12 protein-coding genes are annotated in these 10,829 nt (G+C 75.5%); 6 read left to right on the top strand and 6 right to left on the bottom strand.

Annotation, left to right across the window (positions count from 1 at the left end; all coding sequences use genetic code 11):
• A partial coding sequence (locus E1300_RS42540; RefSeq protein WP_131762959.1) for an ACT domain-containing protein occupies positions 1-260 on the bottom strand: 260 nt, incomplete at its 3' end.
• Positions 261-424: 164 nt separating this feature from the next.
• On the opposite strand from E1300_RS42540, the gene E1300_RS42535 reads away from it, so the two are divergent.
• The 3 genes from E1300_RS42535 (at position 425) to E1300_RS42525 (ending at position 3,315) form a co-directional block, all read left to right on the top strand.
• Entirely contained in the window at positions 425-1,123 is a 699-nt protein-coding gene (locus E1300_RS42535; protein ID WP_131762958.1) for a carboxymuconolactone decarboxylase family protein, read from the top strand.
• A gap of 75 nt (positions 1,124-1,198) precedes the next feature.
• Entirely contained in the window at positions 1,199-1,813 is a 615-nt protein-coding gene (locus E1300_RS42530) for a GNAT family N-acetyltransferase (RefSeq protein WP_131762957.1), read from the top strand.
• Between the two features lie 50 nt (positions 1,814-1,863).
• Positions 1,864-3,315, top strand: a complete 1,452-nt coding sequence (locus E1300_RS42525; RefSeq protein ID WP_131762956.1) for an NAD(P)/FAD-dependent oxidoreductase — start codon at positions 1,864-1,866, stop codon at positions 3,313-3,315.
• A 22-nt stretch (positions 3,316-3,337) separates the two neighbouring features.
• On the opposite strand, the gene E1300_RS42520 is transcribed toward E1300_RS42525, so the two are convergent.
• The 3 genes from E1300_RS42520 to E1300_RS42510 form a co-directional block, all read right to left on the bottom strand.
• Complete coding sequence (locus E1300_RS42520) at positions 3,338-4,030, bottom strand: carbon-nitrogen hydrolase family protein (RefSeq protein WP_131762955.1); 693 nt, start codon at positions 4,028-4,030, stop codon at positions 3,338-3,340.
• Positions 4,031-4,092: 62 nt separating this feature from the next.
• Entirely contained in the window at positions 4,093-4,893 is an 801-nt protein-coding gene (locus E1300_RS42515) for an isocitrate lyase/PEP mutase family protein (protein ID WP_131762954.1), read from the bottom strand.
• Between the two features lie 94 nt (positions 4,894-4,987).
• The gene (locus E1300_RS42510; RefSeq protein ID WP_131762953.1) at positions 4,988-5,737 is read right to left on the bottom strand and encodes an aspartate/glutamate racemase family protein; all 750 of its coding nucleotides are present in this window, start codon (positions 5,735-5,737) and stop codon (positions 4,988-4,990) included.
• Positions 5,738-5,839: 102 nt separating this feature from the next.
• Between E1300_RS42510 and E1300_RS42505 the strand changes: the two genes are divergently transcribed.
• Positions 5,840-6,388, top strand: coding sequence for an XRE family transcriptional regulator (locus E1300_RS42505; RefSeq protein ID WP_131762952.1), 549 nt, complete (start codon positions 5,840-5,842; stop codon positions 6,386-6,388).
• A gap of 90 nt (positions 6,389-6,478) precedes the next feature.
• Here the strand turns inward: E1300_RS42505 and E1300_RS42500 are convergent, their stop codons facing one another.
• Positions 6,479-7,819: an LLM class flavin-dependent oxidoreductase gene (locus tag E1300_RS42500; RefSeq protein WP_131762951.1), complete on the bottom strand. Its 1,341-nt coding sequence runs from the start codon at positions 7,817-7,819 to the stop codon at positions 6,479-6,481.
• 181 nt (positions 7,820-8,000) lie between these two features.
• Here E1300_RS42500 and E1300_RS42495 point away from each other — a divergent pair, with 181 nt between their 5' ends.
• Positions 8,001-8,783 (top strand): IclR family transcriptional regulator, encoded by a 783-nt coding sequence (locus E1300_RS42495; protein ID WP_131762950.1) that lies wholly within the window; start codon positions 8,001-8,003, stop codon positions 8,781-8,783.
• Positions 8,784-8,793: 10 nt separating this feature from the next.
• Here E1300_RS42495 and E1300_RS42490 read toward each other — a convergent pair whose 3' ends face one another.
• Positions 8,794-9,528: a phosphodiesterase gene (locus E1300_RS42490; RefSeq protein WP_131762949.1), complete on the bottom strand. Its 735-nt coding sequence runs from the start codon at positions 9,526-9,528 to the stop codon at positions 8,794-8,796.
• 215 nt (positions 9,529-9,743) lie between these two features.
• Here E1300_RS42490 and bioB point away from each other — a divergent pair.
• Positions 9,744-10,829, top strand: a 1,086-nt coding sequence (gene bioB, locus E1300_RS42485) for a biotin synthase BioB (protein ID WP_131762948.1), incomplete at its 3' end; no start/stop codon positions are given.

Below are 10,829 nucleotides of genomic sequence, written 5' to 3'. Positions count from 1 at the left end.
GTCTCGTCGACGAGCTCCTGCGCGCGGGCGGGCCGGACGGCGGTGCGCACGCCGCCGCCGGCGCCCAGCGTCTCGGCGAGCTCGCGGGCGCCCGCCCCGCCCGCCGGGACGTCGACGATGAACTCGTCCACCACGCCTTCGGTGTCCATCTGGACGGAGAGGCCGAGGATGTTCGCCCCCCGCTCGGCCAGCGCGGCGGTGAGCAGGGCCAGCCGGCCCGGCCGGTCCTCGATCTCGGTACGGATGCGGAGCAGCGGCATTGGAGCGTTCCCTTCACGGGTCCGTGGGGCGCCGTTCGTCACCGGCTCGGTCGCGACCACGCTCGCGCACGCCTGTTACGCAACCGCTACGTCATCGTGTGCGCGGGGTTTCACATTCCGGACAGGGCTTGAGAGGGCCGCCCGGACGGCCTAGCGTGCGGTAAGTGATCGACCCCGCAAACGGTGAGCACGTCAACGAGCGACCGAGGCGCGAGCCGTTCGCGACGCGCCTCCCCCTGCTGTTCCCCGGCTCGCTCGGCGACGAGCAGCGGGCGGTGTACGAGGCGGTGACCGGCGGGGCGCGCGCCGGCCGGGCGCCCGCGTCCGCGGCGGACGGCCCGGCGAAGGCCGCCGCCTTCCGGTTCGTGGACGACGCCGGGCGGCTCCTCGGCCCCTTCAACGCGATGCTCTACAGCCCGTCCGTCGGGCAGCCCCTCCAGGACCTCGGCGCCGCGCTGCGCTTCCGCACCGCCTTCACCAAGCGGGAGCGGGAGATCGCGACGCTGGTCGTGGCGGCGCGGCTGCGCTCGGACTTCGAGTGGTACGCGCACGAGCGGATCGGGCTGCGCGCCGGCCTGGAGGAGCACGAGGTGGACGCGCTGCGGGAGGGCCGCGCGCCCATGCTCGCCGACGTCCGCGAGCGCGTCGTGTACGAGGCCGCCCGGCAGCTCGCCGCCGAGCACGACCTCGGCGACGCGGTGTTCACCGAGGCGGTGGCGACGCTCGGCCGCGCCGCCGTGGTCGAGCTGGTCACCCTGGTCGGCTACTACGCGGCGCTGGCGCTGCAACTGCGGGTGTTCCGGGTGGGCGTGCCGGACGGCGAGCCCGCCCCGGTGTGGCCGCCGGAGGACGGCGAGGACTGAGGACGGCGATGACCGAGGACGGGGATGTCCGGGGTGCGGCGACGAGCGGGGTGCCGTGATGACCGAGGTGCCCTGATGACCCAGACCCTGCGCACCGGGCGGCTCGCGCTGCACCCGGTGAGCATGAGCGATCACCGCGCGCTGCTGGCGCACTGGACGGGCCCGCTCGTCCGGCGCCACCTGTTCGACGACCGGATCATCTCGCCCGCGCAGGTCACCGAGATCATCGCGGCGAGCCAGCGGGACTTCGCGACCGAGGGCTACGGGCTGTGGGCGCTGCGGGCCGCGCGGCGCCGCTGGTCGGCGGGCCCGGCGCTCGACCCGGGCGTGGACGCGGTGCTGCCCGGCGCCCCGCTGGTCGGCGTGGTCGGGCTGCGCGGCCTCGACGGCCGGCGCGGCGGCCCGGACCGCCCGGTCGAGATCATCTACAGCCTGGAGCCGGACCGCTGGGGCCAGGGCCTCGCCGCCGAGGCGTCCCGCGCGGTGCTCGACTACGCGTTCGGCGTGGTCGGCCTGCACCGGGTGACCGCCGAGATCGACGCGGGCAACGCCTCGTCCGCCGAGATCGCCGAGCGGCTCGGGATGCGGCCCTGGGGCGGCGGACCGGACGGCCCGGACGGCGCCGCCTACTACGCGGCGGAACGGACGCGCTGGCTCGGATCCCGTCGCGCCATCGACGCCGTCCGATAGAATCCGTCGCCCTCTACCGGCGGGAGTAGCGGATACAGCAGTATGGGCGCATGAGCGCTCTGCTGTGCCAGGGCCCGCCCGCGCGGGCCCCGCTCGCTCCCGGCTTCGTCAACGGCGGCGTCTCGCACTGGTACCGGGAGGCCGGCCGCCCCGAGCCCGGGCCGCGGCTGCCGGGCTCGCGCACGGCGGACGTGTGCGTCGTCGGCGCCGGCTACACCGGGCTCTGGACGGCCTACTACCTCAAGCGCGCCCGCCCGGACCTGCGGATCATCGTGCTGGAGCGGGAGTTCGCGGGGTTCGGCGCGTCCGGCCGCAACGGCGGCTGGGTGCTGGGGGAGATCGCCGGGTCGCGGGAGCGCTACGCCGCCCGCCACGGCCGTCCCGCCGCGGTGGCCTTGCAGTACGCCATGTTCGGGGCCGTGGACGAGGTGGCGCGGGTCGCCGCGGAGGAGGGCATCGAGGCGGGCCTGGTCAAGGGCGGCGTCCTGCACGTCGCCCGCAACGCCGCGCAGCTCGCCCGGCTGAACGCCATGGTGGAGGAGTCGCGCTCGTGGGGGTGGGCTCAGGGCGACCTGATGTGCCTGTCCGCCGCCGACCGGGACGAGCGGCTCCGCGTCGAGGGCGCCGTCGGCGCGGCCTGGAGCCCCCACTGCGCCCGCGTGCAGCCCGCCGCCCTCGTCCAGGGGCTCGCCCGGGCCGTCCGCGGCCTCGGCGTGGAGGTCTACGAGCGGACGCCCGTCCTGCGGATCACGCCCCGGCAGGGCCCGGCCGAGGCCGCCGCTGTCACGGCGTCCGGCACGGTCGCCGCCGAGTACGTGCTGCGCGCCACGGAGGGCTTCACGGCCGGGCTGGCCGGGCACCGCCGGGACTGGCTGCCGATGAACAGCTCGATGATCGTCACCACGCCGCTGCCCGACGCGGTCTGGGACGCGATCGGCTGGCGGCGCCGCGAGCTGCTCGGCGACATGGCCCACTACTACATGTACGCCCAGCGCACGGCCGACGGCCGCATCGCCTTCGGCGGGCGCGGCCGGCCGTACCGCTACGGGTCGCGCGTCGACGACGGCGGCCGCACCGAGCCCGCGACGGTCGACGCGCTGTGGGCCGTGCTCACCTCCATGTTCCCCTGCGTCGCGGACGCCGGCCGGGTGGCGCACGCCTGGTCCGGCGTCCTCGGCGTGCCCCGCGACTGGTGCGCCACCGCGCTGCTGGACCGCGCCGCCGGGATCGGGCACGCGGGCGGCTACACCGGGCACGGTGTCGCCACCGCGAACCTCGCCGGCCGCACCCTCCGCGACCTCGTCCTGGGGGAGGACACCGAGCTGACGGCGCTGCCGTGGGTGAACCGCCGCGTCCGCCGCTGGGAGCCCGAGCCGCTGCGCTGGCTCGGGGTGCAGGCGATGTACGCGCTGTACCGGGCGGCCGACGCCCGCGAGTCCGGCTCGTACTCGCCGCGCACGTCCGTCCTCGCCCGCCTCGCCGACACGATCACCGGCCACTAGGGCGGCGGCACGGGAAGGCTGCCTAGGGGATGAAGACGGCCCGCGCCAGGCCGCCGGGGGCGGTGCCCGCCTCGGCGAGGAGCTCGCCCTCGGCGGACCAGATCCCGGACCGGCCGGACGTGCGGTCGAAGCCGCCGCCGGTCGGTCCCGCGAAGGCCGCCGTGGCGACCCACACGCCGTGGTCGGCGGCGACCCTGCGGGCGCGCTCGCCGTGGAGCTCGGCTTCGCGGTCGGTGTGGACGATCCCGGCGACATAGCCGTCGATGCCGAGCGCGGCGGTCTTGGCGGCGTGCTCGGGGACACCGGTGTCGCGGCAGACGGCCAGGCCCAGCCGCCAGCCGTCCACCTCGATCACGGCCGGCTCGCCGGGCCGGAAGCGCACGGCCTCGGTGTGGTGCAGGTGCACCTTCGCGTACGCGACGCGCGCGCCCGCGCCGTCGACCGCCAGGACGCCGATGTGCGGACCCGGCACGGGCGCGCCGGCCAGGGCGAGCGTCCCGGTGGCCGCGCACGCGGCGATGATCGGCGCGAGCCGCCCGTCGCCGGGCGCGACCACGTCCGCGTCGAGCTCGTACCCCGTCAGCGACATCTCGGGGAACACCACCACCCGCGCGTCCGCCGCCCGGACGGCCGCCGCGTGCGCCATCGCGTTCGCCGCGACGTCATGGGCCGCGGTCTCCGGCTGCGCCACCGCGATGCTCAGTGCCCGCCGCATCCTGGCCTCCTTCGTCCGTCGCGGAACCAAGATCAGCCTAATCGGGGACGATTGCCGCGAGGTTAACGCGGACGCTCCGGGCTGCCCGCGACCAGCCGCTGGACGTCGGCGTAGGACGGCGCCGGGGGAGCGGCGGCGTCGCCGTCCGTGACGGCCAGGGCGGCGGCGACCGTGGCGCGGAGCGCCTCGCGGAACAGCAGGGAGCCGCAGCTCACCCGGTGCACGCCCAGGCGCGCCAGGGTGCCGTAGTCGGTGCGGCCCGGCAGGTGCAGCACGTTGAGCGGGACGTCCACGGCGTCGAGGACGGCGCGTACGTCCGCGTCGTCGGCGATCCCGGGGACGAACACGCAGTCGGCGCCCGCGCCCGCGTAGGCGCGCACGCGGCGCAGCGTCTCCGCGCGGTCGGGGCCGCCGTCGCCTGCCAGCCAGAACGTGTCCGTGCGTGCGTTGAGGAACATCTCCGGCGCCGCGTCCTTGACCGCGCGGACGACCGCGACCTGGTGGTCGAGCGGAGCGAGGGTCCCGTCGGCGCGGCCGTCCTCCAGGTTGACGCCCGCGACGCCGAACGCGGCCAGCTCGGCGGCGAGGTCCGCCACGTCCGCGGGCCGCTCGGAGAAGCCGCCCTCGATGTCGACGGTGACCGGGACCGGCAGCCGGACGAGGCTCCGGGCCAGCGCGACGGTCTCCGCGCGGGTGCCGCCCGCCGCGTCCGGCTTGCCCGCGGCGGCCGAGACGCCGAGGCTCGTCGTGCCGACGGCGGGGAAGCCCGCGTCGGCCAGGACGGCGCCGCTGGCGAAGTCCCAGGCGTTGGGGAGGAGGAGCGGGCGCCCCGCGCGGTGCAGGTCCCGGAAGCGGGCGTTCATCGGACGGCCTCCTTCGATCGGTATCCCGAACCTACGACCGATACGCTTCGCCGCCCGTCGAAACGGCACCCGGACCCGCGCCGATGCCCGCTCCCTAAGCGAAGGTCGTGCTGGCGGCGCTTCCCGGCGGGCCGCCGCGCCAGGACGGGAGGGGGCGGCGGCCCGCGGCCGCCTCGAACGCCGCGCGGGCCAGCAGCCGCGTCGAGTCGAGGGTGGGCAGCGGCGACACGTCCGGCGTCACCAGCAGCGGGATCTCGGTGCAGACGAGGGCGACGGCGTCGCAGCCCCGGGCGGCGAGGTCCTCGACGACGCGGACGTACTCCCGCCGCGAGTCCTCGCGGAGGACCCCGTTGACCAGCTCCTCGAAGATGATCCGATCGACGGCCGCCCGCCCGGCGGCGTCCGGGACCTCGGCGGCGATCCCGCGCGCGGCCAGCTCGCGCGGGTAGACCGGGCCGTCCATGGTGAAGCGGGTGCCGAGGATGCCGACGCGGCGGCGGCCGTCGCGGGCGGCCCGGTCGGCGACGACCTCGGCGATGTGCAGCCCCGGCAGCGCCAGGTCGGCGCCCGGCCGTTCGAGCGCCAGGTGGGCGGTGTTGTCCGGGCAGGCGAAGAAGCCGGCGCCCGCCGCGGCGAGCCGCCGGACGCTCTCGGCGAGCACGGCCCGGACCGCGTCGTGGTCCCCGGCGTTCCAGGCGGGCATGCTGCGCGCGAGCGCGATCAGGTCGAGCGTCACGTCGGGGTGGTCGTCCGGGCCGAGCTCGCGGAACCCCTCGTGGCAGAAGCTCCGGAAGCACAGCGCGGCGCCCTCCGCGCTGTGGGCGAGGATGCCGAGGTGCGGCATGGGCGCCCCTCCTGTCTGTTCGGCATGATGAACACTCGACCATTACACTGAACGAGCCACCGAGTGTTCGTCAAATCGAACGACCGACCGATGGAGCGAACCATGCCCGAGCTGATCGCCCGGATCGCCGCGTCGATCCGCCGCGAGCGCGAGCGCGCCGGCCTGTCCCAGACCGAGCTCGCCCGGAGGGCGGGGCTCGCCAAGTCGACGCTCTCCCAGCTGGAGGCGGGTACCGGGAACCCGAGCGTCGAGACGCTCTGGGCGCTCGGGACGGCCCTCGACGTCCCGTTCAGCCGCCTGGTGGACCCGCCGCGCCCCGCCGTCCGCGTGATCCGCGCCGGGGAAGGCCCGGTCACCCGCTCGGAGCAGGCCGACTACGCGGCCACGCTGCTGGCGTCCTGCCCCCCGAACATCCGCCGCGACCTCTACCGGGTCGTCGCCCAGCCCGGCGACCCGCACCTCTCCGAACCGCACGCCCCGGGCACGGCCGAGCATGTCGTCCTCGGCTCCGGCCGCGCTCTCGCGGGCCCTGCCGACGCCCCGGTCGAGCTCCTGCCCGGCGACTACATCGCCTACCCCGGCGACGCGCCGCACCTGTTCCAAGCCCTGACCGCCGACACCACCGCCGTGTTCGCCATCGAGTACGCGTGACCTTTCAGCAGGCAGCCGGGGCGCTGGACGCCCGCCCGCGCGCCCAGGCGGGCCGCCGCCCCGGCCGCCCGCTGCGACGGCACCCGCCGCCTACTCCACGGTGGCCGGACGCGGCACGGGGTCGAGCCCGAGGTGGTCGCGCAGCGTGCTGCCGGTGTACTCCTCGCGGAACAGGCCGCGGCGCTGGAGCTCGGGGACGACCGCGTCGACGAAGTCGTTGAACGACCCCGGCGTCTGCGCGGCGGAGATCATGAAGCCGTCGGCCTCGCCGCCGCGGAACGCCTCCTCCAGCTGGTCCGCGACGTCGGACGCGGTGCCGACGAACTGGGGGAGCAGGACGCCCTGCGAGTACAGCTTGCCGATGTCGCGCAGCGTCAGGTTGTCGCGGGCGCTCAGGCGGCGCGCGACGTCGAACAGGCCCTGCGTGCCCGGCACCTGGAGGTCCTCGACCGGCGCGTCCAGGTCGTGCTGGGAGAAGTCGTGGTCGGTGTGCGTGGACAGCGTGATCAGGCCGGAGACCGGGTCGGCCAGCTCGTTGTGGAACGCCTGCTTCTCCCGGGCGATGGACTCGGTCTCGCCGACGAACGTCAGCACGGCCGGGAAGATCAGCACCTGGTCGGGGTTCCGGCCGGCGTCGGACACCCGCGACTTGACGTCGTCGTAGTAGGCACGGCGGCCCTCCGGCGTCGGGTCGATCTCGAAGATCGCCTCGGCCCAGCGCGCCGCGAAGTCCCTGCCCTTCGGCGACGAGCCCGCCTGGATGTAGACCGGCCGCCCCTGCGGCGAGCGCGGGACGTTCAGCGGGCCGCGCGTCCGGTAGAACTTCCCGTCGTGGTCCACCCGGTGGACCTTGCCCGGATCGGCGAAGACGCCGGCCGCCCGGTCGGCGACGATCGCGTCGGCGTCCCAGCTCTCCCACAGCTTCGCGGCGACCTCCACGAACTCCTGCGCGCGGTCGTAGCGCAGGTCGTGCTCCAGGTGCTCGGCGGCGCCGAAGTTCTGCGCCTCCGCCTGGCTCAGCGAGGTGACGATGTTCCACCCCGAGCGCCCGCGGCTGAGGTGGTCCAGGGACGCGAAGGCGCGGGCGACCTCGTAGGGGTGGAAGTACGTCGTGCTCTTGGTGACCGCGACGCCGAGCCGCCGGGTCACGGCGGCGATGCTCGTCGCCACGAGCACCGGGTCGAGCGTCGCGGTCGCCTGCGTCCCGCGCCGCAGCGCCTCCTCGACGCCGCCGCCGAACCGGCCGGGCGCCGCGAGGAGGTCCGCGAAGAAGACGAAGTCGAACTTGCCGCGTTCGAGGATCCGCCCGACGCGGTGGTAGTGGGCGTGGTCGAACACGGCGGGGTCGGAGCCGGGGTGCCGCCACGCCGCGTGGGAGTGCGTGACCTGCGAGGCGATCTGGAACCCGCCGAGGTGGAGCTGTCGGGGCATGGGCCGTCCTTCGTGTGGCGTCTGGTAATCCCATAATACCGACAGACTTAGTCGGAAATGGCCGTGACCAGCGTCGCATTCCATCCCGGGACGGTCGGCGGTGCCGCCCCCGGCGGGCCGCCGCCGGCCCCGATCCCCGGTGGCCGCCGCCGGACCGTCCCGTGTCCCTAGGATCGTCACCGTGACCAACGAGACCGCCGCCCCGCGGAACGCCGGCACGGAGACGGCCGGACGCGCCGCCGACGTCCTGCTGCTGTTCGCCGGGGGCCCGCAGCACCTCGGCGCCGGCGCCATCAGCCGCGAACTGGGCATCTCCGAGGCCGTCGTCCACGGCATCCTCCAGTCGCTCGCGTCGCGGGAGCTGCTGGAGACCGCCCCCGGCACCGCCGGCTACCGGCTCGGCCCGGCGGCCCTCGCGCTCGGCGTCAGCGCGCTGCGCGGCTTCAACGTCCGCAACGTCGCCGCGCCCGTCCTGCGCCGCCTGCGGGACGAGACGGGCGAGACCACCGCCCTGTCGGGGCTGGTCGGCGACGAGCGGGTCTACCTCGACCAGTTCGAGAGCCCGCACGAGGTCAGGATGACGGTCGAGGTGGGGCGCCGCCTCCCGCTGCACGCCGGCTCGCCGGGCCGGGTGATCCTCGCGTTCCTGCCCCGGGAGCGCCGCGAGGCCGTCCTCGCCCGGCCGCTCGCCGCGCTCACCGGCCGCACGGTCACCGACGCGGCGGCGCTGCGCGCGCAGCTCGCCAAGACCGCCGCCGAGGGCGTCGCCGTCTCCCTCGGCGAGCGGCAGCCCGACGCCGGCTCCGTCGCCGCGCCGCTGTTCGGCCCGGACGGGGAGGTGCACGGCTCGGTCAGCGTCTGCGGCCCCCGGCACCGCTTCACCTCCGAGGCCGTCGAGCGGTACCGCACTCTCGTCCGCGACGCCGCCGACGAGATCGGCCTGAACTGGACGAGGCCCGCCTAGGACGGCGGCCTCAGACCGTCCGGTAATGGGTGGTGAGCCGCCGGTCGTCGTCCAGGACGTGGAACGCGATCCCGGGCGGCGCGTCGAGATCGACGATCCCCTTGCCCTGCCCCGGCAGGACGAGGGTGGAGACGACCCCGGGCGCGACCAGGAGCGGCCGCCCCGCGAACGTGGTCGCCGCCGCCGTGTGGGCGTGCCCGCACAGGACGGCCACGACCTGCGGATGCCGCGCGACGACCGCGGCGAGCCGCTCCTCGCCGAACTGCCGGATCGCGTCCACGTACGGGATCCCCAGGACGACCGGCGGGTGGTGGAAGCAGACGAACGCGGGCACGTCCGGCTCGGCCGCGAGGACGCCGTCCAGCCAGGCGATCGTCGCGTCGCCGAGCATCCCGTGGGCCTCGCCCGGCACCGACGAGTCGCACATCGCGAACAGCGCGCCCCCGATCCGGTGGACGCGGTCGACCGGCCCGCCGCTCGGCTCCTCGTCCAGCAGCACCGCCCGGTACGGCTCCCGCCTGTCGTGGTTGCCGGGGCACGTCAGCACCGGGGAAGGCGACCGGAGCAGCTCGCGGGCCAGCGCGTACTCGGCGGCCTCGCCGTGGTCGGCGATGTCGCCGGTGACCAGGATCGCGCCGAGCGGCGCGGCTAAGCCGTTCAGATGGTCCATGACCCGGCGGACGCGCTCGGCGCTCCGCTCCCCGGCGTCCAGATGGGTGTCGCTGATCTGCGCGAAAACGAACATGGCCCGAAGGCTAGGGAACGGCCGGACCGATCTTAAGATCCAGTCGCATGCCGGAAACGTGGACCACTTCGCCCAGGAGGAGCGGCCCGGCGACGTCCGGCGGATCATGCACGACGTCACGCGGGCGTCCCCGGCCGCCTACAAAACATGATCGGCCGGGTTTGTCGGGACCGCGCCTTGGCCCGGCGGGCGCCGACCGGCGAGGATCATCGACCATGAGCCTTCTCGACACCCTCTCCGGCAAGGGACTGCGGCGCGAGCCGCCCACGCGGGACGAGGCGCTGGCGGTGCTCGCCACCTCCGACGACGACCTCCTCGACGTCGTGGCCGCCGCAGGCCGGGTCCGGCGGCACTGGTTCGGCCGCCGCGTCAAGCTGAACTACCTGGTCAACCTCAAGTCCGGGCTGTGCCCCGAGGACTGCTCCTACTGCTCCCAGCGCCTCGGCTCCAAGGCCGGCATCCTCACCTACACCTGGCTGAAGCCCGACCAGGCCGCCGACGCCGCCGCGGCGGGCATGGCCGCGGGCGCCAAGCGCGTCTGCCTGGTCGCGAGCGGCCGCGGCCCCACCGACCGCGACGTCGAGCGCGTCGCCGACACGATCGCCGCGATCAAGGCGCGGGACGAGGACGTCGAGATCTGCGCCTGCCTCGGCCTGCTCCGCGACGGGCAGGGCGAGCGGCTGCGCGAGGCCGGGGCGCACGCCTACAACCACAACCTCAACACGTCCGAGGCCCAGTACGCCGACATCTGCACCACCCACGGCTTCGGCGACCGCGAGGACACCGTCCGCAAGGCCCACGACGCCGGCCTGTCGGCGTGCTCCGGCCTCATCGCCGGCATGGGCGAGACCGACGAGGACCTCGTGGACGTCGCGTTCGCGCTCCGCTCCCTGGACGTCGACTCCGTCCCGGTCAACTTCCTCATCCCGTTCGAGGGCACCCCGCTCGCCGAACGGTGGACGCTCACGCCGCAGCGCTGCCTGCGCATCCTCGCGATGGTCCGGTTCGTGTGCCCGGACGTCGAGGTCCGCCTCGCGGGCGGCCGCGAGATCCACCTGCGCTCGCTCCAGCCCCTCGCCCTGCACATCGTCAACTCGATCTTCCTCGGCGACTACCTGACCAGCGAGGGCCAGGCCGGGCGGGCCGACCTCGACATGATCGCCGACGCGGGCTTCGAGGTCGAGGGCGCCGACGTCCCCTCCCTGCCCGCCCACCGCCGCCCCGGCGCCCCGCAAGAGGCGCCCCTGGCGGACGCGCCGCCCGCACAGGCGCCCGCCGGGGACGCGGCCCCGGCGCGCGAG

It is taken from the genome of Actinomadura fibrosa (assembly GCF_900659615.1).
GTDB lineage: Bacteria > Actinomycetota > Actinomycetes > Streptosporangiales > Streptosporangiaceae > Spirillospora > Spirillospora fibrosa.
Note: the sequence above shows the minus strand (reverse complement) of the source record. Positions and strands in the feature narration are given on the sequence as shown.